We start from the raw sequence: 23,044 nt of genomic DNA, 5'->3' as shown, positions 1-23,044 counted from the left end.
AGGGCAGCGAGAACTCGCACCAGGCGAACTTCTCCGAGCTCAACGCCCTGCAGCAGCGCTTCGACACCGCGTTCGCGCAGGGCACCCAGTTCCACAGCGGCACCGGCGGCGTGCCGGGGATCGCGGCCAACTAATACCGCGCGACGTTCATGGTGTGGCTTCGGCCTGGCCGGCGGATCAGCCCCGCCGGCCGGCGCCCCACCACAGCATTCAACCCCCAAGCGACGCACTCGGTTGTTCGACTTCGTCCGGGTGTCCGGGACTGTCCGGACATTCCCGGCCGCCCGCACGAAGTCGGCCATCCGGGTGCGTTTTCGCATCTCCTGAGTCCGTCGCCGCGGTCGGGCGCAGGACGGCCATGAGCAGCACCAAGGCCGCGCCGGCGAGCACCGCCGCGGCGACGAAGGCGCGGCCGAGAACGTCGGTGCTGCCTGAGGCGCCGGCCACCGCGACCATCACGGCAAGGCCGAACGAACTGCCCAGCCACTGCGTGGTCTGCAGCACCCCGGACGCCGCGCCGGCCTCGCGTCCGGTCACCCTGGACAGGATGAGGCTGTACAGCGGGACGAACGAGCATCCCCCGCCCACCCCGACGAGCACCAGCGGCCCAAGGATGGCGGCGTAGGGGCTGGCGGGCCTCACCCGCGACAGCAGCAGTCCGGCGGCGACGAGCGTGACGAGCGAGCAACCGATCACGAGCCGGTGGCCGAAGCGGGCCAACAGCCGCGGCACGAACCGAGCCGCCGCGAACAGCCCGGCCGTCATCGGCAGGAACGCCAGGCCGGTGGGCACCGGACCCAGCCCGCGCACCTGCTGCAGGTAGGTGGTCAGGAAGAAGAACGGACCGATCAGGCTGGGGCCGATGAGCAGGAGCGCGGCGTACCCGGCGGCGCGCTGCCGGTCCCGGAACAGCCGGAGCGGCACGATCGGCGCAGCGGTGCGCGCCTCGATCGCCACGAACGCGGCGAGGAGGGCGGCGCCGCCGAGCATGCCCGCGAGCACCCGGGCGTCACCCCAGCCCGCGGAGGCGGCCCGGATCAGCCCGTACACGATGCCCAGCATGCCGGCGGTGACGCTCAGCGCACCGGGCACGTCGAAGCGGCCCGCGTGGCGCTCGGTCTCGGGTAGGCGGCGCAGCGCGAGCAGCGCGATGACGATCCCGATCGGCACGTTGACCAGGAACACCCACCGCCAGCTGACGGCGGCGGTCACCACGCCGCCGAGCACGAGCCCGAGCGACGCGCCGCCGCTGATCACCGCCGAGGAGACGCCGAGCGCGCGGTTGCGCTCCGGCCCCTCGGCGAAGGTCCCGGTGATGAGCGCGAGCGTGCTGGGCGAGGCAAGCGCCGCGCCCGCGCCCTGCAGGGCGCGGGCGGCCAGCAGCCAGCCGGGCCGCTCCGCGAGCGCGGCGGCGAGCGAGGCGGCCGTGAACACCAGCACACCGGTCACGAACATGCGGCGCCGGCCCAGCACGTCGCCGAGCCGGCCGCCGAGCATGAGCAGGCCGGCGAAGGCGATCGTGTACGCGTTGAGGACCCAGGCCAGACCGGCCGGGGCGAAGCGCAGCGCCGCGGAGATGCCGGGCAGCGCGACGTTGACGATGGTGGCGTCGATGCCCAGCAGCAGCTGGCAGGACACGATCACGGCGAGGGCGAGGCGTTGCCTGGGCATGGTTGAGCGGCCTCCCTGGGCAATGATGGGTGCGCGGAACTACGCTTAATGGGAGACAGTCTCCGGTTCCGCCGTTTCGACAATACGGAGACAGTCTCCGGTTAGCAAGGGGGTTGCATGCCGCCCATCGCCAGGCCGCAGCGCGCCGACGCCCGCCGCAACTACGACCGGCTCATCGCCGTGGCGAGCGAGGCCGTCGCTGAGCGGGGCGCGGACGCGTCGCTGGACGACATCGCCAAGCGCGCCGGCGTAGGCCCGGGCACGCTGTACCGCCATTTCCCCACCCGCCAGCACTTACTGGACGCCGTGTTCCATGAGCGGATCGTGCTGCTGCGCGACGAGGCCGCGCGTCTGGCGGAGGGTGAGCCGGACCCGTTGGCGGCGCTCGGGGCGTGGCTGCGTGCGTTCATCGAGCATCTGCGGCGGTACCGCGGCCTGTCCGACGCCCTCAAGGCGATCTACGACAAGGACGCCGAGCTCATGATCGGCGCCCACGACATGCTGCGCTGGTCGGTCGGTACGCTGCTGACCCGCGCCCAGGAGGCCGGCGTAGCCCGCACCGACATCGACGGCAGCGACCTGCTGCGCATCGGCCACGGCGCCGGCATGGTGGTTGAGCCGGGTCCGGCCGGCGACGAGCGTGCCAAGCGCCTGATCCGGTTGCTCATGGACGGGGTCGGAACCACGACCAAAGCTTGATGACCGCGCGATGGCCGCCGAAAATCGCCGCCATGCGAATCAGGGAGATCCGGGCGATCCGGCGGGCGCGCCGGCAGGAGCGGCGCCGCCGGCGCGACAGCGACAGCGGCTGCGCGCCGGGCTGCGATCTTGACGGCTGCGACTGCGGCCCGTTCCTGCTCGGCTCGCTGCTGTCGCTGATGGCGGTCTCCGCGCCGAGCCGTCCGGCGCGCGGCGCTGCCAGCCGCCCGGGCCGCGCGGGGATGGCCGTGATCCGGGGATACCAGCGCTTCGTTTCCCCGCACCTGCCCACCCGCTGCCGGCAGGTCCCGTCCTGCAGCAACTACGGACTGCAGGCGGTGCGGCGCTACGGGCTCGTGGAGGGATCCCGGCTGACCGCGGCGCGAATCCGCCGCTGCAACCCCTCGACCCCGCGGGGCACCGCCGACCCGGTGCCGTGATGCCCTAGCGCGTGGTCGAGGCGCGCACGCAGCGCAGGCCGGAGTACGCCATCCAGGCCGGCAGCGTCATCGTGAGCGTCGAGGCGGCGATCGACAGCGGCGAGGTGCCGTCGGTGTGGCCGTTCCACATTGGGCTGAACGCCGACAGCGCGATCCCGCCGAGCACGAAGAAGGCGACGACGCCGATCGCGGCGATGCCCGTGGCGCGCACGAAACCGCGGCCCACGGCCACGTATCGGGTGCCGATGCCGCACGCCACCACGGCGAGCAGGGCGCCGGCCACCACGGCGTAGGCGGCGTAGTCGATGGTGTTCGCGAGGATCGCGTAGGCCCGGCCGGGCTGCCACGCCCAGCCCGTCGCGGCGTGCCGCCAGGTGAGCTCGGAGACCACCGACTGGGCCGCGATCGCGGCGCCGACCAGGATCGCGGTCCGCCGGCCCTGCGCGAGGGCCAGTTCGCGCTGGAACTCGGGGGCCAGGTCGGCGGCGGGGCCGAACTCCTCGACCGCCGCGCGCTCAGCCGCGGTGCGGTCCAGGCCGGCGTCCTCGTAGCGGGCCGCGGCGTCGATCAGGCCGTCGCGCGCCTCGGCGACCAGGTCGGCCTTTGCCGCTCGTGGGCCGCGCAGGGCGCCGTGCAGTGCGGCGATGTAGGCATCGATGGGGCCGGCGTTAACCACCGACTCAGTATGCCCGCGGGGACGCGCGGCGCAGTCCGAGTAGACCCTGAGGTGGACCCTGAGGTTCCCCCGGCTTCCCGGCTCGGGTCTGGACCCGCGGCGCGAGCTCAAGAGAGCCTACATGTAGCCCAGCTACATGTAGGAGGAACGATCGTGCGTAAGTGGCTGCTCGGCGGCCTCGGCCTGCTGCTGCTCTGCTGCGGGGGCGGGGTCGCCGCGATCACCTGGATCTTCGCCCGGCCGCCGCTGGACCAGCGGGTGGACTTCACCCGGCCGCTGCGGGTGCCGCCGCTGGCCGCGTCGAGCGTCGACGGCGAGGGGCGGCGGGTCTTCGAGCTGCGCGCGCAGCCCGGCGACAGCGACCTCGGGCACGGCTCTACCCGCACGTGGGGGTACAACGGCGCATATCTCGGTCCGACGCTGTGGGCCAAGCGCGGCGAGCGGGTCGTGGTGAATGTGCGCAACACCCTCGCCGAGCCGACCACGGTGCACTGGCACGGCATGCACCTGCCGGCGAAGGTCGACGGCGGGCCGCACCGCCCGATCCCGGCCGGCGGCTCCTTCCAGGCGGCGTGGACGATCGACCAGCCGGCGGCGACGCTGTGGTACCACCCGCACCCGGGCGAGCGCACCGAGACCCAGGTGTACCGGGGGCTCGCCGGCATGTTCATCGTCGACGACGACGAGCCCGCGCAGCGCGCGCTGCCGCACGACTACGGCGTCGACGACGTGCCGGTCATGGTGCAGGACAAGGACTTCGACGGCGCGCAGCTGGGCATGTCCAGCCGCTTCGGCGGCGACATCGGCGTGCTCGGCGACGAGATCCTGGTCAACGGCACCCCTGGCCCCTACCTCGACGTGCGCTCCGAGCTGGTCCGCCTGCGGCTGCTCAACGCATCCACCGCCCGCGTCTACAACTTCGCCCTCGCCGACAACCGCCCCTTCGCGCTGGTCGGCACCGACGGCGGGCTGCTCGACCGGCCGTACATGACCAGCCACGTGCGGCTGTCCGTCGGCGAGCGTGCCGAGATCGTGGTGGCGCTCAAGCCGGGGGAGCGGGTGACGCTGCGCAGCGTCCGGTCGCTCGGCTCGGGCCTGCAGAGCAAGTTCAACGGCGGCCAGGATTCCTTCGACGTCCTGCAGCTGCGCGCCGCGGCGAGCCTGGCCCCGGCGACCCTGCCGCAGACCCTGGTCGCCACGCCCCGGCTGGACCCGGGCCGGGCCGCGCAGACCCGCACGTTCCAGCTGAAGGGCCGCGACATCAACGGCCACGGCATGGACATGGGCCGCGTCGACGCGGTGATCGTCAAGGACACGATCGAGGTGTGGAACGTGTCCAACGGGCACGACACGCCGCACAGCTTCCACATCCACGACGTGCAGTTCCAGGTGCTGTCGGTGAGCGGTGCCGCGCCGCCGCCGGAGCTCGGTGGCTGGAAGGACACGATCTTCCTGGAGCCGAGGCAGCAGTACTCGATCATCGCCCGGTTCGCCGACTACGCCGACCCGACCACGGCGTACATGTTCCACTGCCACGTCCTCAAGCACGAGGACGAGGGCATGATGGGGCAGTTCGTGATCGTGGAGAAGGGTGACACGCCTCGATTGCGACACGGCTGAGCGGGTGCCGGGCCCCCCGTGGCGGCGCGGGGCCCGGCACGTCTCGCAAGCGTTCCGTCGTCCCCGTGTGCGTCGTCTGTGCGGCGGCGGCAACCCAACGAGAACCGCTATGTGACCGGCATGACACATCGATGAACGCTCCCATGTCAAGGGATCGACGGATCGAGGTGTTCGGGATCACCGAGCCGCGTCCAGATGCGCGCGGAGTGCGACGGTGAGGTCTCCCTCGGTGCCCGTCCACGCGGTGTGGCCGTCGGGACGCACCGGGACGAAACGATCGAACGGCGCATGCACGAGAGGCGCGTCCCACCGGAAGCCGGGCCGCCTTGACCTCAAGCCCTGTTGAGGTGCGATGTTGCGGTCGTGGAGAACGAGGACAGACGCACGCTCACCGTCGGCATGGTGACCCTGGTCACGCTCGTGGCCTTCGAGGCGGTGGCGGTCACCGCGGCCATGCCGGCCGTGTCCCGGGCCCTGGACGCGCACGGGGACGCCCTGTCCCTGTACGGCTTCGCCTTCGGTGGCGCCCTGGCCACCAGCGTGGTCGGGATGGTCCTGTCCGGAGCGTGGAGCGACCGCGCCGGCCCGGGCCGCCCGGCGGCGGCCGGCGTCGCGCTGTTCTGCCTGGGGCTGCTGATCGCCGGGATGGCGCCGAACATGTGGGCGCTCGTGGCCGGGCGGCTGGTGCAGGGCTTCGGCGGCGGGCTCGTCAACGTGGCGCTGTTCGTGGTGGTGGGACGGGCCTACCCCGTGGACTCCCACGCCCGGGTGTTCTCGGCGCTCGCCGCGGCCTGGGTGCTGCCGGCGATCGCTGGGCCGGCCGTGGCGGGCGTCATCGTGCAGTACGTCGGGTGGCGCTGGGTCTTCCTGCTCGTCGTCCTCGCCGCGGCGCCGGCGATGCTGCTCATCTGGCCGCGCGTGCGCACGGTCGGCGGCGGCGCGCCCCATGCCGCGAGAACCTCGACGAACAAGCGGCTCTTGCTGTCGGCCGGCACCGCGGCCGGCGTGCTCCTGCTGTACCTCGGCGGGCAGCGGTTCTCGCCGCAGGGACTGGCGGTGCTCGCCGCCGGCCTCGTCGTCGCGCTCGTGTGCGGCGCGCGCCTGCTGCCGGCCGGCAGCCTCGCCGCCGCCCGCGGCCTGCCGAGCGTGGTGCTGCTGCGCGGCCTGGCCGGCGCCGCGTTCGTGCAGGCCGACGTCTTCATCCCGCTGATGCTCACCCGCGAGCGCGGCCTGAGCCCCGTGCTCGCCGGCCTCACCGTGACCGTCGGCGCGCTGTTCTGGTCGGCCGGCTCGTGGGTCCAGGCGCGGCAGGCGCAGCGGCTGTCGGACGCCGCCCGGCTGCGGCTCGGGGCGGCCGGCATCGCGGCCGGTGTGCTGTCCGCGATGTCTGTGGCGTTCGCGGGCGTACCGGTGGCTGTCGTCGTCGCCGGCTGGTGCCTCGGCGGCTTCGGCATGGGCCTGGCCGCCCCGGCCACGGCGGCGCTCGTGCTGCGCTACTCCGCCCCGTCCGAGCAGGGCGTGAACAGCTCCGCGCTGCAGGTCGCCGACGCGCTGCTGACCACCGTCGCGCTCGCGATCGGCGGCTCCCTCTTCGCCGCGCTCGTCGATGCCGGCCCGGCGGCATATCTCGCCGCGTTCGGCGTCGCGCTCGTCCCCGCGCTCGCCGGGGTCCTCGTCGCCGGTCGTACTTTCGGCGGATCTGGGGGTGCCATCCCGCCCGTAGCATTGGCCGGTGACCGTGCGGGTGCTGGTCGCGGATGACCAGGAGATCGTCCGCACCGGGCTGACGATGATCCTCAACGCGCAGCCCGGCATCGAGGTGGTCGGCGAGGCAGCCGACGGGCGGCGCGCTGTCGAGCTGGCCCGCCGCCTGCGCCCCGACGTGTGCCTGGTCGACGTACGCATGCCCGGCATGGACGGGCTGGAGGCGACCAGGCAGCTGGCCGGCCCGGCCGTCGCGGATCCGATCGCCGTCGTGGTCATCACCACGTTCGATCTCGACGAGTACGTGTACGCCGCCCTGCGCGCCGGAGCGCGGGGCTTCCTGCTCAAGGACGCGGGCCCCGCCCTGCTCGCCCAGGCCGTGCACGCCGCCGCGAACGGCGACGCGCTCATCGCGCCGAGCGTCACCACCCGCCTGTTGCGGGCGTTCGCCGACACCGGCCCGTCCGCGCCGCCCCGCCAGCCGGTCGAGCCCCTGACCGACCGCGAGGAGCAGGTCCTGGCCCGGGTGGCGCGGGGCCGGACGAACAACGAGATCGCCGACGAGCTGTTCATCACGCTGAGCACGGTCAAGACCCACGTCACCGCGCTGATGCTCAAGCTGGGCGTGCGCAACCGGGTGGAGATCGCGATGTGGGCGTACGAGACGAATCGCGTCCGACCCGGTTCCTGAACTTTGGTGCGGCCCGGCTGCGGCCCAAGTTCCGATGAACCGCGCCGGTTCCGGTCTCACCATCGGTGCTCATGACGACCGTCACCGCCCCGCAGCGCGGCCGCAGGCGCCGCGACTGGCCCATCATCGCCGGCCTGCTCCTGCTGGCCTTCGTCCCGTCCCTGGCCGGCGGCCTGCGCGTGGCCGAGCTCGCCGGCGGCGCCGAGCGCACCCCCGGCAACGCCCGCTTCGTCGACATGCCGGTCCCCGTGATCATCCACATCGTCGGCGCGGTGACCTTCGCCGTGCTCGGCGCGTTTCAGCTCGCGCCGGGCCTGCGCGCCCGGCACCGCCGCTGGCACCGGGCGGCGGGCCGGGTGCTGGTGGTGTGCGGCCTGGCCGTGGCCGCCTCGGGCCTGTGGATGACCGCGTACTACCCGCTGCCGGCGACCGACGACACCGCGCTCAGCGTCTTCCGGTACGTCTTCGGCACCGCCATGTTCGCCGCCCTGGTCCTGGGCTTCCTGGCCGCGCGCCGCCGCGACTTGCGCGCACACCGCGCGTGGATGCTGCGCGGCTACGCGATCGGCATGGGCGCCGGCACCCAGGCGCTGACGAGCGTGCCGCTGTTCATCGCGCTGGACGAGGCCGACCCGCGCTACACCCCGTGGCGCGCCGTGGCCCTGCTGGCGGGCTGGCTCGTCAACCTGGGCGTCGCCGAGCGGATCATTCGTTCAGACCGGCGTCGCGGGCGATGACGATGGCCTGGGCGCGGTCGGCGACCTGCAGCTTCGTGAAGACGTTCGACACGTGGTTGCGGACGGTCTTCTGGCTCACGCCCAGCCGCTCGGCGATCTGCGGGTTGGTCAGGTGACGGGCGATCAGCGCGAGGACCTGCCGCTCGCGCTGGGTGAGCTCAGGGAACGGGTCGGGGGCGGTGCGGTCCAGGCCGGCGAAGTACCCCATCAGCCGGCCCGCGATCGCCGGGCCGAAGATGGCCTCGCCGTCCGCGACGACCCGGATCGAGCGGATGATCTCCGTCCGGCGGGCGCCCTTGAGCACGTAGCCGCGCGCGCCCGCGCGGACGGCGGCGAAGACCGAATCGTCGTCGTCGGCCATGCTCAGCACCAGGACCCGCACGTGCGGCATGGCCGCCGCGATCCGCGCCATCGCGGCGATGCCGCCCATGCCGGGCATGACCAGGTCGAGCAGGACCACGTCGGGCTGCAGCCGGGGGAGCGCGGCCAGCGCCTCCTCGCCGCTGGCCGCCTCGCCGCAGACCTCGACCTCGGCGCTCGTGGCCAGCAGCGCCCGCAGCCCGGCCCGGAAGTGCTCGTGGTCGTCGACGATCAGCACGCGAATCGGCCCGCTCATTGGCCGGCCCCCAGCGGCAGGCGGGCCGACACGGTGGTGCCCTCCGCCGACGACGTGACCGTGAGGTCGCCGCCGAGCTCGGCGGCCCGCTCGCGCATCGAGTGCATGCCAACCCCGTCTCCCGCGCCCGCGGGGATCGTCGTGCCGTGGCCGTCGTCGGTCACGGTCAGGCTCAGCCAGCCGTCGTCGAGGCTCAGCCGCAGCCGTACCGCGGTCGCCCCCGCGTGCCGCCGGGCGTTGGCGAGGGCCTCGACCGCGATCCGGTACGCGGCCACCTCCGTCGCCGCCGGCAGCGCGGCCGCGGCCAGGCCGGACAGCGACTCGGGCGCGTCGAGGCCGACCCGGGGCCCGCCGGCCGCCGGCCAGCCCGCGACGTGCGCGCGGAGCGCCCCGACCAGACCGAGCGTGTCGAGCGCGGGCGGGCGCAGACCCTCCACGAGCCGCCGTACGTCGGCGACCGCGGTCTGCGCGTCGGCGACGATCTCCTCGAGCAGCCGGCGGGCCGCGTCGCCGCCGACTTCCTGCGCCGCCTCGGCGCGCATCGTCAGCCCGGCCAGCGTCGGGCCGAGGCCGTCGTGCAGGTCCCGGCGCAGCCGCCGGCGCTCCTCCTCGCGGGCCATGACGAGCCGCTCGCGGGAGCGTTGCAGGTCCGCGGAGTAGCGCACCGCCTGCACCGCGACGCCGATGTGCCGGGCCAGGTCGGCCAGCAGGCGCCGGTCGCGGGGGCCGAGGGCCGCCTCGCCCGGTCGCGGGCCGAGCAGCAGCGCGCCGACGGGCTCACCGCCGGTGACGAGCGGCAGCGTGACCGGTTCGGCGGGGCGGGCGCCGAGCGCGTACACCGGGCCGCCATCGACCTCGATGCCCACATAGGACAGTCGCAGCGCCTCCCGGACCGTGGCGGTGCTCGTGGCCAGGATCGCGCCCGGGTCGGGGACGGCCGCCAGGCGCTCGCCCAGGCGCGCCAGCACGGTGTACGGGGCGTCTCGCTCGCCGTACACGAGCAGGTTGACCCGCCGCTGCACCCACTGCCGCAGCGCGCCGAAGACGAGCGCGGCGGCCACGGCGGCGAGCACCGACGAGGCGCCGAGCACGCCGACGACGAGCAGGTAGGCGCCGGCCACGGCCGCGGTCAGGGCCGCGAACGCCGCAGTACGGCTGATGAGCAGGTCGATGTCGAAGAGCCGGTGCCGCAGCACGGCGATGCCGATGCCCGCCGGGACGACCGCGATCGACAGCCCGCCGGCCACGTCCCACGGCGCGTCCGCGGGCGGCCACACCCGGTCAGGGTGCGCGTCGAGCAGCCCGGTGGCCAGCCGCGCCAGCACCACGAGCGCGACCAGGCCGGCCGCGTACGCGAGCCACCGGGCCTGCTGCCGTCGCACGCCGTCCAGCCCGCGGGTGTGCGCGGCCACGGTGACCGCCCCGGCGACGAACGCGAGGCCGGCGCCGACGGTGAACACGTTCTCGGCGACGCGCGCGATCCCGGCGAACGCCTCGACGCCGAGCGGATTGGCCGGCGCCTGCGGCCGCACCTGGTCGTTCGTCCCCGGCCGCAGCGCACCCGTGACCGCGGCCAGCGAGGCGAGCCCGAGCAGCGCACGGACCGGCCAGCGCCACCGCGGTGCCAGCCGCCCGTCGGGGAAGTACAGCGGGACCAGCGCGAGGCCGAGGTTCGCCGGTACCCACAGCCACGTCTGCGGCCACGCGAGCGCGCCGACGCCGGCGACCGCGGCCTGCCCGCAGCACTCCAGCACGGCGAAGGACAGCGCGCTGCCGAGCAGCAGCGGCCCGACCGGGTTGCCGGGCCGGCGGCTCGCCAGCAGCGCGCCGGTCACCGCGCACGCCACGACCGGCGGCAGGTACGCGACCTCGCCCACGGGCGCGCCGTTGCGCAGCGCGAGCCAGCCGGCCACGACGGCCAGGCCGGCCGTGACCGAGCTCGCGCCGCACCACGACCACGCCCTCATCGCCCGCACACTAGATGACCGCGTTCCGGCCGCGCCCGGTCGACGCGAAGGCGATCCCCGCGACGAGGACCCACAGGCCGCCGGGGAACAGCGCGGCGTACTGCGCCGGGAACGCCTGCGTGGCCAGCACTAGCACCGCGACGAGCGCGCTGAACCCGGCCAGCCACCGGCTCGCCGACCCGTGCCGGAACCCGCCGACGGCGACCGCCGCCGCCGCGATCCCCGCCCCCAGCCATAGCCAGGAGATCGTGTTGTAGACCTCGACGAGCGTGGCGATCGTGTCGGGGTCCCAGCGCTGCGGCTCGCCGAGCGCCCAGTACAACTCCGTGCAGATGCCGCCCCCGACGAGCAGCGCGACGGCGACGAGCCCCAGCCCGCCCGCGGCGACGCCCGGGACCAGGCTGCCGGCCGGCTCCTGCGCCGCGAGGTGCCGCCGCAGCCCGGCCGCGAACACGATCAGGCAGCACGCGGCGATCGCGCACACGACCTGGGTGAGCCACACGTAATCGCGCCGCCCGGCGATCTCGGCCACGACGAGCGTGTTGTCCTGAATCTTGTCGCCGACGGAGGTGGTGAGGTTCGAGCCGATGATCAGCCCGGCTAGCCCGGCGAGGCCCCCGAGCGCTCCGCTGAACGCCCAGGCGCGCCCGGTTCTGGTGATGATCGCAGTGGTCATGCCCCGTACGATCCCGCCGGTCCGACCCGGGCCGCACCGCTGTCGCGTCCCGAGTGCCCGGGAACAATGTCCCGCACGCCGTTCCGAGGGGCACGGTTCGAGCGGGTAGCGTGCTGACAATGCCGAGTCTGACCCGTGCCGAGGCGGACCGTCGCGCGCGGCTGCTGCGCGTGCACTCCTACACCATCGAGCTGGATCTCACCGGGGACGACGAGTTCGTGTCCCGGACCGTCGTCGAGTTCGGCTGCGCCGAGCCCGGGGCGGGCACGTTCGCCGAGATCAGGGGCGGGCGGATCGTCAAGGCCGAGCTCAACGGGGCGGCACTGGACGGCGGCGGCCGCGACGACAACCGGTTGGCGCTCCCCGGCCTGCGGGGCGAGAACCGGCTCGAGGTCGAGTTCGTCGCGCCGTACTCGCGCAGCGGCGATGGGCTGCACCGGTTCGTCGATCCCGAGGACGGCGAGGTCTACCTGTACGGGCAGGCGCCCCTCGACGACGCGCAGCGGATCTTCGCCTGCTTCGACCAGCCGGACCTCAAGGCGCCGATCGCGTTCACCGTGCTGGCGCCGCAGCGGTGGACGGTGCGGGCCAACGCACCGCTGCGGACGGGCCTGGCCGGCAGCACAGGCGGGCGGTGGGAGTTCGAGGCCACGCCGCCGCTGTCGACGTACCTCTTCAGCCTCGTCGCCGGCCCCTGGCACGTGCTGGAGGGCGAGCACGACGGCATCCCGCTCGGCCTGCTGTGCCGGCGCAGCCTGGCGCCCTACCTCGACGCCGACGCCGGTGAGCTGTTCGGCGCGACCGCGGCGAGCTTCGACCGCTACCACGAGCTCTTCGGCGTGCGGTATCCGTTCGGCGCGTACGACCAGGCGTTCGTCCCCGAGTTCTCCGGCGGCGCCGTCGAGAACCCGGGGCTGGTGACCTACCGGGAGGAGTTCCTGTTCCGCGCCCGGGCCACCGACAGCGAGCGGCACCGCCGGTTCGTGGTGATGGCCCACGAGATGGCGCACATGTGGTTCGGCGACCTCGTCACGCTGCGCTGGTGGGACGACGTCTGGCTCAACGAGGCGTTCGCGGAGTACATGGGCTGGCGAGTCGCGGCCGAGACCGGCCTGCACCCGCACGCCGCCGCCGACTTCGCGATCTGGCGGGAGCGCTGGGGCTACCTCGCCGACCAGCGCCCCTCGACGCACGCGGTCGCCCCCGACGGCGTCGCCGACACCGCGGTCGCGATGCAGAACTTCGACGGGATCTCCTACGCCAAGGGCGCCGCCGTGCTGCGCCAGCTCGCCGTGCATGTCGGCGACGACGCGTTCCTCGCGGGGCTGCGGGAGTTCTTCCGGCGGTACCGCTTCGGCAGCGCCTCCCTGACCGACCTGCTGGCGGTGCTCGGTGCCGCAGCCGGCCGCGACCTCACCGGCTGGGCCGAGCTCTGGCTGCGCAGTAGCGGCGTCAACACCCTGCGGCCGGTGCCCACGCGCGCCGCCGACGGCCCCGCTGGCCTCACGGTGGAACAGACCGGGCGCCCGCTGCGACCGCACCGCCTCACGGTCTCCGCCTACGCTTCGGACGGTTCGGTACTGCGCGTGCCGTTCACCATCGACGGCACGCACGCGACGATCCCGGGCCTGGCCGCCGCCCCGACCGGCACCGTGCTGCTGCTCAACGACGGCGACGAGACCTACGCCAAGATCCGCTTCGACCCCTTCGGCCGCGCCGCCCTGCCGGCCGTCCTGCCCGACCTCGACGACCCGCTCGCCCGCGCGGTGGTCTGGACCGGCGTCATCGACGCGGTCCGCGACGGCGAACTGCCTGCCGCCGAGTTCCTCGCGCTGCTGATGGCCGCGCTGCCCACCGAGCGGCAGGAGGGAGTCTTCGACGAGGTCCTCGCCTTCGCCCGCGACGCCCTCGCGCGGCGCGGCCTCGTCCCGTTCGGCGCGCTCGCCGAGGTCTGCGCGGGCGCGCTCGCCGGTGCCGCGCCGGGCACCGGCCGGCAGCTCGCGACCGCCCGGGCGCTCGTCAGCGTCGCGGGCCCCGGCGACGTACCGATGCTGCGGGCTTGGCTCGACGGCCCCGGCGCCCCGGACGGCCTCGTCGTCGACGCGGACCTGCGCTGGTCGCTGCTGTTGCGCCTGGTCGCGCTCGGCGCCGCGGGCGAGGCGGAGATCGCCGCCGGGGAGCGCCTGGACCCGAGCGCGAAGGGGGTGGAGCGGGCGGCCGCGTGCCGGGCCGCGCTCCCGTCGGCGGAGGCGAAGGCCCGCGCCTGGCAGGCCCTCGTCCACGCCCCGAGCCCGCGCCTCGCGGTGGCGAACGCGGGAGCGTTCTGGCAGCCCGGCCAGGAGGCGCTGACGGACGAGTACGTGCAGCGCTACTTCGCCGACCTCCCGGCGATGCTGGAGGGCCGCAACCCGCTCGCGGCGCTGCACGTCGTCCGGCTGGCTTTTCCGCTGTACAGCGGGCAGGCCCTGGGGTTGGCGGAGGGCATGCTGGCCCGCACGGACCTGGACCCGCGCCTGCGCCGGGAACTCTCCGACGCCGCCGACGAACTGCGCCGCTGGTGAGCTCAAGCGGTCGGCGCGCGATTCACCTCGTCGAGGAGCGCCTGCAACTGGTCTCGGCATCGCAGCAGCAGTCCGGCGATCTCGTCGAACGTCGCCGCGTTCACGCGGCCGTTCTCGAACCACATTGCCCGCAAGGCCGTTTGGCTTTGCGTCAGGTACACCGCGGCGGCCTCGACCAATCCGATGAACTCCGCACGACGCTCCGGCGGCGCGAACTGGACCGACCCGCGCGCGGCCCGCAACGACTCTCCAGGAACGACGAACACCGCCGCTGGATCGCCACCTGCCTGATCGGCGCCGATCCAGGCAAGGAGATACTCCAATTCGGTCGCGGCCAACGTCAGCCTGCCGACCGCCAGCACCGTCTCATCGGTTAGCCGCTGCATCGGCTCACCGTATCGGACTCGGCGCGCTCTCAGCCGAGCGTCAGTCCGCGCAGTCCTAGCCGGGCCAGCTCCATGGACTCCTCCGCCGTGACGGCAGCGCGACCGGTCGTCTTGCGGAGCAGCATCACGGGGTCCCATCCGAGCGCGGCGACTGCGGTGCGCCAGTCCGGCCCGAACAGCAACTCCTGAAGGTGCTCCGCGGCCGGGACCGTCAGCCAGGGCTGGTGACCCACCGCGTCGGCGACATCAAGACCGTGCGCAGTCAGTTCGACCACTCTGGTGGTGAGAAAGTCCGACAGCGACATCGCATCGTCATGACGGGTCCGTACGACCCGGGCGGTCGGTTCCTGCCGGCAAGACGTGATCACGGCCTGGACCGTTCGCGTCAGGTCGTGGAGCAGGGCGACGGCCTCAACGGCGGTCGCGCGACGGTGTGCGGTCCGTACCCGGTCGGCGTTCGCGGACTCGCTGAACCGATGGTCCGCGCGGTAATAGCTGGTTGCGGTGGTGTCCGGCTGGTCCGGCGCGGGCGCGGCGACCATTTCGGGTACGCGTGCCAGGACGGTGATGACGTGACCCACCACGTCGCGCACCTGCCAGGGGACACAGCGGGTTGGCCGCTCCCAGTCCTGGGTGCTCAGTCCGCCCAGGGCGGCGACGAACGCGTCGGCCTCGTCGCGCAACGCGCTCAGCACGCGGTTGCCGTCCTCCGCGGGGAACTCGCCGTATGCCGACGCGACCGTCACCGTGCCATGGTCACACAGCCGTGCGTCTGCGACAGCGACGGAGTGCGGTCCGCGCTGGTCGGCTGCGGACCACGGGCCGGCTCAGGGGGCTGTCGATGGCGCCGGTCGGGCGGGAAGGCCGGGGACGGGACCGGGCCTTCCCGCGCGTCTGGGTGGATCAGCCGGTGAGTTGGCCGGATTCGGTGGGTAGGCCGGCCGCCACCCAGTCCTCGATGCCCTCGCGGTACTTGCGCACGTTGGTGTAGCCGAGGCCGGTGAGCTTGTCGGCCACTCGTTGACTGTTCGGGCAGGCCGGGTTGGAGCAGTAGGTCACGATCGCGGCGGCCCGGTCTGGCAGGAGCGAGCCGGCGAGCTCCGCGACGTCGTTCTCGACGAGCGGGATGGCACCGGGCAGGTGCTGCTTGGCGTAGTAGTAGCCGCCGAGCGCGTCAACGACGGTGACGGCGCCGGCCTTGATCTCGGTATGCAGCTGTTCGCGGTCGATGAGGGCGGTCATGGCATCCTCCAAGGAATCGGACTATAGTCCGGTTGTGCCTCAAGAGATTACCGGACCGTGGTCCGTTTCTGCTAGCCCGACGGACGAGCTGCTGATGTTGCGCAGCTCACCCCCCATCGAGCGGGCCGACGCGGCCCGCAACCGGGCCGTCGTGCTGGACGCGGCGGCTGCGCTCTTCCGCCAGCACGGCGTCGATGCGGTGTCCATGGACGCGATCGCCGCTGCAGCGGGAGTCGGCAAGGGCACGCTGTTTCGCCGGTTCGGGGACAAAGCCGGACTGGCCGCCGCGCTGCTTGACGAACAGGAGCGCACCCTGCAGGAGGCGATCCTGTTCGGCTCGGCGCCGCTGGGACCGGGGAAACCCGATGATGACCCGACCCCGCGTGAACGGCTCCGGGCGTTCGTGGTCGCCTACCTCGACTACCTGCTGGCCCACCTGCCACTGGTACGAATGTCGGAGACCGCTTCACCTGGCGCGCGCTACCGGATCGGTGCGTACCGCTTCTGGCACCGTCACGTCTCACTGCTGCTGTCCGGCCGCGACGATCCGCAGGCAGACGCACACATCCTGCTCGCCGCGCTCGCCGCCGAACACGTCCACGCTGTAGCTGCCGAACTGGGCCACATCCGGGTGCGCCGTGCCATGTTGGACCTCGCCGACGCTCTTACCGCCTGAATCTGCTCCAGTCGGCACGTTGTCTACGCGCTCACCGGGCCGCCTCCGATCGCCGGCGGTCGCAGTTGGCTCGGCCAGGCCGAGTGGGTCTACGTCGTCACAGACATCGAGGTAGACGGCCCGTGGCCAGGTCCCGCCCCGATGAGGTCGTTCGCTCCCGTCGCCGTGACCTCCGACGGAGAGGAGCGCGGCACCATCGAAGCCGTCGATACGTACGCATGGTTTGTGGGTAACCGCGGGCGTCATCGATCGCGCGGTGGGGGTGCGCGATATTGCCGAACCATTCTGAAGGCAGGTCCTGAGGTGACATGTCGGCGACTGGGCGGCCCGTGGCTGCTGCGGCGTAACTGCACTGGCACAGGCCAGGATCGTCGAAAAGGACGCCCTTTTCGTAGGGCTCCTGAACCAGGCCGTAGCGGGTGACTCGGGCTGGGTCACACCTGCTTGGCGTGCTGTTCCGGCGCGCTTGGACGCTCCAGGCGTCCGCTGGTGAAGGCATGCTGGCGATCTCGGTGCGCAGGGTTTGCGCCGCGTCGCGGTAGGAGGGCTGCCGCAGCACCGCTCGCAGCGCCTCCGCGGCGTCGGCCGGCGTGCTGTCCATCGCGTCCAGCACGACGCCGAGCGCCTCGCTGCGGTCGGCGTTGGCTGGTTGGTCGGCACCCATCGGTACGAGCGCGGCGCCGACCAAGGCTTGACTCAGAACGCCTTACGCTGATGAGCGTGCACCATCTGACATTATGGGCCGCCGTTCGGGGCGGTGGATTCGGTCGGGTTTTGAGATAATGGCATGTATGGGGCAGCTGCAATTATTTTCGAAGACGGAGCTGGCTGCTATGCGTGACCGGACCAGGTCGCGTCGTTATTGTCCGGCGAATGAGCAGTTCCGCCGGGAGCATGCTCGGCATCGGGAATGGGGCCTTGCCAGACGGCACGCCGAGAAGCTCCGCCGCCTGCGCGGTGACACCCCGCCGACGGTCGGCGACCAGCGCGGCGGATCGGTGGATGGGCCGGTGCCACCCTCGCCGCCTCCGCCGGTCGCGCCGCTTGAACAGCCAAAACGTACCGCAAGCGGCACCGCGGCAGACGACTGCGATCCCGCGCCGCGCCAAGCGGGCGGCGCCGGGCGGCCCGGTCCTGCCCCGAAGCGTCGTCGCGCATCCATACCACCACTGCGCCGGCCCGCCGGTCCGGCAACGCATCGAATGGTCGGCGGCAATATGCGGCCATCGGTGTATCGCGACCGTCTTTCGACAATGCCGCCCACGGCCGAGCGGAATTTCCGCCGAATGCTCCGCAAGGCGGGAACAAGCAACCGCTGTACTTGTGGGCCACCGCTGCCGATTCCCGAATCTCTCGACAATGGCGATGGCCCACACGACGCGCAAGACAGACCCGGCCGACGCGCACTGCATCGCCATCGCGGCATTGCGGGCAAATGGGCTGCGGCAGGTCGTGGTCGACGACGTCGCGGTCGCGTTGAAGCTGCTCGTCGACCGCCGCGACGAGCTGGGCCGGCGCGGACCGAGGCGCTGAGCCGGCTTCACCGACTGCTGCTCGAGCTCGTGCCTGGCGGGGCGAAACAGCTCCTGTCCGCGCCGCACGCACGGGCCCTGCTCAACACCGTCCCGCGACATCGTCGGGCGCCCCGCCGGCAGCTGGCCTCGGAACTGAGGGAACAGTCAACGATTGGCCAACAAGCTCACCGCCGGACGAGGCCGTCTGGGAGACCTTGAGTGGGTCGCATGTCGATCCGGAAGTGGTGACGTGGACGGGCGGCCGGGGTGGAGCTCCACGCTGTAGCTGCCGAACTGGGCCACGCCCAGGTGCGGCGCGCCATGCTGGACCTCGTCGACGCGCTGACCGCTGAATCCGCTCCAGTCCGAGCAGCCGGCGGCGAGGAGAGTCAGCGCAAGGACTCCAGCAGGGGGAGCACCTCCGCTGGTGAAGGCATGCCGGCGATCTCGGTGCGCAGGGCTTGTGCCGCGTCGCGGTAGGAGGGCTGCCACAGCACCGCCCGTAGCGCCTCCGCGGCGTCGGCTGGAGTGCTGTCGACCGCGTCCAGCACGACGCCGACGCCGAGCGACTCGCAGCGGTCGGCGTTGGCCGGTTGGTCGGCGCCCATCGGTACGAGCACCATCGGCAGCCCGTGTGCCAGCGCGCCCACCACCGTGCCCGAGCCCGCGTGCGAGACGACCGCCGAGCAGCGCGGCAGCAGGTCGGCCTGCGGGATGTACCGCTCGACGCGCACGTTTGGCGGCTGCGCGCCCAGCTCGGCTGGGTCGATCCCGCCGCCGACGGTGACGACGAGCGATATCGGCAGGTCGCGCAGGCCGCCGAGGAAGCGCGCGAAGAGGTCGCCCGACTCGGTGTTGAAGATGGTGCCGAGTGTGAAGTAGACGGTCGGTGGCGTGGTAGGCACGGGCGGGACGAGCGGCATCGGGCGCATCGGCTTCGCGCCGGGGCGGGGCCGGAAGCTCGCCGGCACCGGGGAGATCACCAAGTGGCGGTCGAGCATCGCCAGGGACGGGTCGGCGGGCAGGCCGTTCGCGGCCCGGGTCTCGTCGAGGAACTCGGCGAGGCCGTCGGGGCGGCCGAACGTGCCGGCGGCGAGTACCACGACCGATGCGTGCGGGATGCCCAGCGCCTCGGCGGCGATCATGCTGCCGAAGTCGGCCTCGTCGCAGACGATGGCGTCGGGGTGCCAGCGCTGTGCGACCTCCTTGGTGGCGGCGGCGCGCTCGCGGGCGATCCAGCCGCCGAAGCCGTCGCGGAACTCGCGCTCCTCGCGGTCGCGGTCGAGGCGGACCAACGGGCGGCGCTCGCCGTCCGGCTCGTCGACGCCGGCGGGGAAGCCCTCGAAGGACTTGGGGAGCAGCGCTGGTCTACCCGTGAACGCGACGGCGTGGCCGCGGGCCGCGGCGGCGTCGGCGAGCGGGAGCAAGGGCTGGAGGTGGCCGTTGCCACCCGCGAACGCGAACAGGACACGCATCGAAAATTCCTCTCCGGGGTTTGTCGAAGACGGCGGGCGCCGCTCGACGCGGTAGTGAAGGCTGGGCAGCGGCCAGCCACCATATCGAAAGGAACACGACGATGCGGTACATGCTGATGCACAAGCTCGACGACTCGAACGCCGCGCAGTGGCAGGCGACGCCCGAGGTCATCGCGGCGGTCGGGGAGTACATGGAGGAGGTCAGCAAGGCCGGGGTGCTGCTCGCGGCGGAGGGGTTGCTGCCCAGTTCGGGCGGGGCGGCCGTCATCACGAAGAAGGACGGGCAGACCATCGTGGTCGACGGGCCGTTCGCCGAGGCCAAGGAGGTCATCGGCGGCTTCGCCATCCTGCAGGTGCGCGACCAGGCCGAGGCGGTCGAGTGGGCCACGCGCTTCGCCGCGCTGTTCGACCACGACATCGAGGTCGAGGTGCGCAGGGTCGCCGAGTTCGAGTAGCCGGGCGCACTATGTTGGGCCCGTGAGCACGGGTACCGACGCGGAAAGTGCTATCGAGGCGGTCTGGCGGATCGAGGCGGCGCGGGTCATCGCCGGTGTCGCCCGGCTCGTCGGCGACGTCGGCCTCGCCGAGGAGCTGGCGCAGGACGCCCTGGTGGCGGCGCTCGAGCAGTGGCCGTCCGAGGGTGTTCCGCGCAATCCCGGCGCCTGGCTGGCGACCACGGCCAGGCGCCGCGCGATCGACACCATCCGCCGTCAGCAGGTGCTGCAGCGGCACCTGCCGGCACTGGCGGTGGACGAGTGCACGGACGCCTCGCAGTTCGATGCGGTACTCGAACAGGACCCCATCGAGGACGACCTCCTCCGGCTGATCTTCACCGCCTGCCACCCCGTGCTCAAGCCCGAGGCCCGGGTGGCGCTGACCCTGCGCATGCTCGGCGGCCTTTCCACCGACGAGATCGCGCGGGCCTTCCTCGTGCCGGGCGCGACGGTGGGTCAGCGCATCAGCCGCGCGAAGAAGTCGCTCGCCGACGCGAAGGTGCCCTTCGAGCTGCCCACCGGGCCGGCCCGCGCCGAGCGGCTCTCCTCGGTGCTGGAGGTCATCTACCTGATCTTCAACGAGGGGTACTCCGCGACGGCCGGCGACGACTGGATGCGCCCGGCCCTGTGCGAGGAGGCGATGCGCCTCGGCCGGATCCTGGCGGGGCTGATACCGGCCGAGGCGGAGGTGCACGGCCTGATCGCCCTGCTGGAGATCCAGGCGTCCCGCTCGGCCGCGCGCACCGGCCCGGACGGCGAGCCCGTCATGCTGCTGGAACAGGACCGGCGCCGCTGGGACCGGCTGCTCGTCGGGCGCGGCCTGGCCGCCCTCGCCCGCGCCGAGGAGCTGGGCGGTGGCACGTACACGCTGCAGGCCGCGATCGCCGCCTGCCACGCGCGGGCGCGCACCGCCGAGGAGACCGACTGGGCGCGCATCGCCGAGCTGTACGCCCGGCTCGCTGCCTTGGCGCCGTCGCCGGTCGTCGAGCTCAACCGCGCGGTCGCGGTGTCGATGGCCGACGGCCCCGAGGCCGGCCTGGCGGTGCTCGAACCGCTGCTGCAAGAGCCGTCGCTGCGGGGGTACCACCTGCTGCCCTCGGTCCGCGGCGACTTCCTCTTCCGCCTCGGCCGCAGGGCGCAGGCCCGTGCCGAGTTCGAGCGCGCCGCCGCGATGACCCGCAACGAGCGCGAACGCACGCTCCTGCTCACCCGCGCCGAGGCGTGCGCATGAGGAGTTGAAGCAGGCGCTACGCGGTCAAAAGAGGGTCAGCGGCTCGATCGGCTCAGGGTCGGGCAGCGGTGGGAGGCCGGGCACGCGAGCGCGCACCTCGTCGTGGAAGCGGCGGGCGAGCTCCGGCGCGTCGGCGTTGTCCGGGGTGTGGATGAAGACCGTCGGCGAGCGGCCCTCGAGCAGCCACGCCGCGGTGACGGCCACCCAGCGCCGCCAGCCCTCGACGGTCCGCGCGGGGTCGTCGCGGCCGAGGTACCGGACGATCGGATGGCCGGTCAGCGCCTCCTCGCGCAGCGGCGTGCGCGGCTTCTTGGTCCAGGCGTCGCGCTCCGCGTCGCTGGTCGGCGGGGTCTGGAAGAACGCGGTCGTGTCGAACGGGATCCACTCGGCCGCCGCAGCGGTGAGGACCGCCGCAAGCTCCCGCGTCGCCCGCGGGTCGGCGAAGAAGGCGGGGTGGCGGACCTCCACGGCGTAGCGGTACGACGCCGGGAGCCGGCGCAGGAACGCGGCCAGCGCGGGCACGTCCGCCGGGGCGAACGAGGCCGGCAGCTGGATCCACAGCGCGTAGGCGCGCGGCCCCAGCGGCTCGATCGCGTGCAGGAAGGCGCGCAGCTCCTCCTCGGCGCCGGCCAGCCGGTGCTCGTGCGTGACGGCCCTCGGCAGCTTGGGCAGGAGGCGGAAGGCCGGATCGGTCTGCTGCGCCCACGAGGCCGCGGTCTCGCGGGACGGGGTCGCGTAGAACGTCGTGTTGCCCTCGACCGCGTTGCACCAGCCCGCGTACGCGCGCAGGCGCTCGCCTGCCGGCAGCGGGTGCGCCACGAAGCGGCCCTGCCAGGCCTTGAGGGTCCACATCGCGCAGCCGACGTGGAGCGGCGGTGGGGTCACGGTGTCGTCTCCGGGGAGGGGCTGGTCGGTAGGCTGAACACGGTACCGAGGCCTCGCTGCGCGACGTCGCGCGGCGTTCCGCCAAGCGGGTGACGAGATAGGGTCGCGCCGGTGGAGACGCCGCAGATCCTTCAGCTCGCGTCGCTGCTGACGCTGCCGCAGCTGCAGGCGGCCGAGGTCCTGTCGCTGCGCGCGGCGGGCACCCGGCGCCGGGATCTGGCGCGGGCGCTCGGGGTCGCCGAGGACGACGCCCGGCTCGCCGCGGTGCTGCGGGCGCTGTTCGAGTCGGGGCTTGCCTGGCCCGACCCGGACGACGACGCGTGGATCCGCACCGTCGCGCTGCACGAGGTGATCGCCAACAGCTACGGGTTCGGCCGGGTCGCCGCTGCTCGGCACCGACGAGGAGGCCGTGCGCTTCTGGCTGACCGTCGCGGGCATGAACGGCCTGATCGGCATCGCCGGCGACCGCGTGGCGCCGTCGGCGGAGTTCGACAACTGGCTTGAGCTCGAGCCCGTCGAGCAGTTCGGTTGGCTCGTCGGCGGCTGGTTCCAGATGCCGGCCGCGCCCCTGCTGCTCGACGGCCGCCCCGCCCTCATCGGCGGCGAGCACGACGGCGCCAGCGCGCTGCTGCGCGTGACGCTCGCCGCGGTGCTCGCCTCGCTGCGCGCCGGCCGCGGTGCGGCCGGCGTCGAGGGCCTCGCGACGATGCTGGCCTACCTGCGGCCGCTGGTGGCCGGCGACGCCGAAGAGGTCGTACCCATGGTGGAGGCGCTCTGGCACGAGTACGAGCTCATGGGCGTGGTCGCCCACCGCACCCCGACCGCCCTGTGCCAGGCCTTGGCCGCGGGCGACGCCGACCGGCTCGCCGGGGCCTGGCCGGCCTGGAGCTGACGGAGCTGGCCCCGACGGTGCTGTCCAGCGCCCTGCCGGCGGCGCAGACCCTGGCCGCCCTGCGCGCCGCCGGCTACGTCCCGGCCGCCGAGCACTCCGACGGCACGATCGCGTTCGAGCGCCCGGCCCGCCACCGCGCCGACACCCCGCCCGGCTCCTAGAAGAACACCCGGTGGCCGGCGGCCTGGGCT

General features: G+C 73.3%; 25 protein-coding genes. 14 read left to right on the top strand and 11 right to left on the bottom strand.

The genetic code is table 11. The features are described 5' to 3' along the window. Positions 1-210: 210 nt before the first annotated feature. Entirely contained in the window at positions 211-1,671 is a 1,461-nt protein-coding gene (locus AB0367_RS34210) for an MFS transporter (protein ID WP_366230637.1), read from the bottom strand. 117 nt (positions 1,672-1,788) lie between these two features. On the opposite strand from AB0367_RS34210, the gene AB0367_RS34205 reads away from it, so the two are divergent. Together AB0367_RS34205 and yidD are read left to right on the top strand one after the other, a co-directional pair. Then, positions 1,789-2,370, top strand: a complete 582-nt coding sequence (locus AB0367_RS34205; RefSeq protein WP_366230636.1) for a TetR family transcriptional regulator — start codon at positions 1,789-1,791, stop codon at positions 2,368-2,370. Positions 2,371-2,402: 32 nt separating this feature from the next. After that, on the top strand, positions 2,403-2,810 hold the full coding sequence (yidD, locus tag AB0367_RS34200; RefSeq protein ID WP_366230635.1) for a membrane protein insertion efficiency factor YidD: 408 nt from the start codon (positions 2,403-2,405) through the stop codon (positions 2,808-2,810). A gap of 4 nt (positions 2,811-2,814) precedes the next feature. Here the strand turns inward: yidD and AB0367_RS34195 are convergent, their stop codons facing one another. Continuing rightward, positions 2,815-3,486 (bottom strand): permease prefix domain 1-containing protein, encoded by a 672-nt coding sequence (locus tag AB0367_RS34195; protein ID WP_366230634.1) that lies wholly within the window; start codon positions 3,484-3,486, stop codon positions 2,815-2,817. Between the two features lie 153 nt (positions 3,487-3,639). Here AB0367_RS34195 and AB0367_RS34190 point away from each other — a divergent pair, with 153 nt between their 5' ends. The 4 genes from AB0367_RS34190 to AB0367_RS34175 all read left to right on the top strand — a co-directional run bounded on the left by AB0367_RS34190 (position 3,640) and on the right by AB0367_RS34175 (position 8,238). Then, positions 3,640-5,106 carry a multicopper oxidase domain-containing protein gene (locus tag AB0367_RS34190; protein ID WP_366230633.1) on the top strand — a complete coding sequence of 489 codons (1,467 nt, stop codon included), beginning with the start codon at positions 3,640-3,642 and terminating at the stop codon, positions 5,104-5,106. 363 nt (positions 5,107-5,469) lie between these two features. Then, positions 5,470-6,867 (top strand): MFS transporter, encoded by a 1,398-nt coding sequence (locus tag AB0367_RS34185; protein WP_366230632.1) that lies wholly within the window; start codon positions 5,470-5,472, stop codon positions 6,865-6,867. Continuing rightward, positions 6,839-7,501 (top strand): response regulator transcription factor, encoded by a 663-nt coding sequence (locus AB0367_RS34180; RefSeq protein WP_366230631.1) that lies wholly within the window; start codon positions 6,839-6,841, stop codon positions 7,499-7,501. The genes AB0367_RS34185 and AB0367_RS34180 overlap by 29 nt, the downstream gene beginning before the upstream one ends. 71 nt (positions 7,502-7,572) lie before the next feature. Then, a complete protein-coding gene (locus AB0367_RS34175; RefSeq protein ID WP_366230630.1) occupies positions 7,573-8,238 on the top strand; it encodes a DUF2306 domain-containing protein in 666 nt (221 codons plus the stop codon). Here AB0367_RS34175 and AB0367_RS34170 read toward each other — a convergent pair. Genes AB0367_RS34170 through AB0367_RS34160 form a run of 3 tightly spaced genes read right to left on the bottom strand, consistent with a single transcriptional unit; the run spans position 8,207 to position 11,497 of the window. Then, entirely contained in the window at positions 8,207-8,854 is a 648-nt protein-coding gene (locus tag AB0367_RS34170; protein WP_366230629.1) for a response regulator transcription factor, read from the bottom strand. The genes AB0367_RS34175 and AB0367_RS34170 overlap by 32 nt on opposite strands. Continuing rightward, the gene (locus tag AB0367_RS34165) at positions 8,851-10,821 is read right to left on the bottom strand and encodes a GAF domain-containing sensor histidine kinase (protein WP_366230628.1); all 1,971 of its coding nucleotides are present in this window, start codon (positions 10,819-10,821) and stop codon (positions 8,851-8,853) included. Before AB0367_RS34165 ends, AB0367_RS34170 begins: the two co-directional genes overlap by 4 nt. Positions 10,822-10,831: 10 nt before the next feature. Further along, complete coding sequence (locus AB0367_RS34160; protein WP_366230627.1) at positions 10,832-11,497, bottom strand: hypothetical protein; 666 nt, start codon at positions 11,495-11,497, stop codon at positions 10,832-10,834. A 119-nt stretch (positions 11,498-11,616) separates the two neighbouring features. On the opposite strand from AB0367_RS34160, the gene pepN reads away from it, so the two are divergent. Continuing rightward, a complete protein-coding gene (gene pepN / locus AB0367_RS34155) occupies positions 11,617-14,058 on the top strand; it encodes an aminopeptidase N (RefSeq protein ID WP_366230626.1) in 2,442 nt (813 codons plus the stop codon). A gap of 2 nt (positions 14,059-14,060) precedes the next feature. Here pepN and AB0367_RS34150 read toward each other — a convergent pair whose 3' ends face one another. From AB0367_RS34150 to AB0367_RS34140, 3 genes are all read right to left on the bottom strand, one after another. Beyond that, positions 14,061-14,444: a hypothetical protein gene (locus AB0367_RS34150; RefSeq protein ID WP_366230625.1), complete on the bottom strand. Its 384-nt coding sequence runs from the start codon at positions 14,442-14,444 to the stop codon at positions 14,061-14,063. 29 nt (positions 14,445-14,473) lie between these two features. Continuing rightward, on the bottom strand, positions 14,474-15,190 hold the full coding sequence (locus AB0367_RS34145) for a maleylpyruvate isomerase N-terminal domain-containing protein (protein WP_366230624.1): 717 nt from the start codon (positions 15,188-15,190) through the stop codon (positions 14,474-14,476). 157 nt (positions 15,191-15,347) lie between these two features. Further along, complete coding sequence (locus AB0367_RS34140) at positions 15,348-15,686, bottom strand: rhodanese-like domain-containing protein (protein ID WP_366230623.1); 339 nt, start codon at positions 15,684-15,686, stop codon at positions 15,348-15,350. Between AB0367_RS34140 and AB0367_RS34135 the strand changes: the two genes are divergently transcribed. Continuing rightward, the gene (locus AB0367_RS34135) at positions 15,685-16,362 is read left to right on the top strand and encodes a helix-turn-helix domain-containing protein (RefSeq protein WP_366230622.1); all 678 of its coding nucleotides are present in this window, start codon (positions 15,685-15,687) and stop codon (positions 16,360-16,362) included. The two genes, AB0367_RS34140 and AB0367_RS34135, sit on opposite strands and share 2 nt — an antisense overlap. Positions 16,363-16,459: 97 nt before the next feature. Here AB0367_RS34135 and AB0367_RS34130 read toward each other — a convergent pair whose 3' ends face one another. Next, positions 16,460-17,026 carry a hypothetical protein gene (locus tag AB0367_RS34130; protein ID WP_366230621.1) on the bottom strand — a complete coding sequence of 189 codons (567 nt, stop codon included), beginning with the start codon at positions 17,024-17,026 and terminating at the stop codon, positions 16,460-16,462. A 701-nt stretch (positions 17,027-17,727) separates the two neighbouring features. On the opposite strand from AB0367_RS34130, the gene AB0367_RS34125 reads away from it, so the two are divergent. After that, the gene (locus AB0367_RS34125; RefSeq protein WP_366230619.1) at positions 17,728-17,895 is read left to right on the top strand and encodes a hypothetical protein; all 168 of its coding nucleotides are present in this window, start codon (positions 17,728-17,730) and stop codon (positions 17,893-17,895) included. A gap of 370 nt (positions 17,896-18,265) precedes the next feature. Here AB0367_RS34125 and AB0367_RS34120 read toward each other — a convergent pair whose 3' ends face one another. Continuing rightward, positions 18,266-19,351 (bottom strand): glycosyltransferase, encoded by a 1,086-nt coding sequence (locus AB0367_RS34120; protein WP_366230618.1) that lies wholly within the window; start codon positions 19,349-19,351, stop codon positions 18,266-18,268. A gap of 101 nt (positions 19,352-19,452) precedes the next feature. Between AB0367_RS34120 and AB0367_RS34115 the strand changes: the two genes are divergently transcribed. Next, a complete protein-coding gene (locus tag AB0367_RS34115) occupies positions 19,453-19,806 on the top strand; it encodes a YciI family protein (RefSeq protein ID WP_366230617.1) in 354 nt (117 codons plus the stop codon). Positions 19,807-19,828: 22 nt separating this feature from the next. Then, positions 19,829-21,076 carry an RNA polymerase sigma factor gene (locus AB0367_RS34110; RefSeq protein WP_366230616.1) on the top strand — a complete coding sequence of 416 codons (1,248 nt, stop codon included), beginning with the start codon at positions 19,829-19,831 and terminating at the stop codon, positions 21,074-21,076. A gap of 24 nt (positions 21,077-21,100) precedes the next feature. Here the strand turns inward: AB0367_RS34110 and AB0367_RS34105 are convergent, their stop codons facing one another. Then, positions 21,101-21,928, bottom strand: a complete 828-nt coding sequence (locus tag AB0367_RS34105; RefSeq protein ID WP_366230639.1) for a DUF72 domain-containing protein — start codon at positions 21,926-21,928, stop codon at positions 21,101-21,103. 144 nt (positions 21,929-22,072) lie between these two features. Between AB0367_RS34105 and AB0367_RS34100 the strand changes: the two genes are divergently transcribed. From AB0367_RS34100 to AB0367_RS34090, 3 genes are read left to right on the top strand one after another with little or no spacing between them, the layout of a single operon-like run. Further along, positions 22,073-22,465: a hypothetical protein gene (locus AB0367_RS34100; protein WP_366230615.1), complete on the top strand. Its 393-nt coding sequence runs from the start codon at positions 22,073-22,075 to the stop codon at positions 22,463-22,465. Further along, entirely contained in the window at positions 22,398-22,853 is a 456-nt protein-coding gene (locus tag AB0367_RS34095) for a hypothetical protein (RefSeq protein ID WP_366230614.1), read from the top strand. The genes AB0367_RS34100 and AB0367_RS34095 overlap by 68 nt, the downstream gene beginning before the upstream one ends. A 17-nt stretch (positions 22,854-22,870) precedes the next feature. Further along, positions 22,871-23,014 carry a hypothetical protein gene (locus AB0367_RS34090; RefSeq protein WP_366230613.1) on the top strand — a complete coding sequence of 48 codons (144 nt, stop codon included), beginning with the start codon at positions 22,871-22,873 and terminating at the stop codon, positions 23,012-23,014. Positions 23,015-23,044 lie beyond the last annotated feature (30 nt).

This window comes from Dactylosporangium sp. NPDC051484, assembly GCF_040689395.1.
Lineage (GTDB): Bacteria > Actinomycetota > Actinomycetes > Mycobacteriales > Micromonosporaceae > Dactylosporangium.
This window is presented reverse-complemented; position numbering and strand designations above follow the sequence as displayed.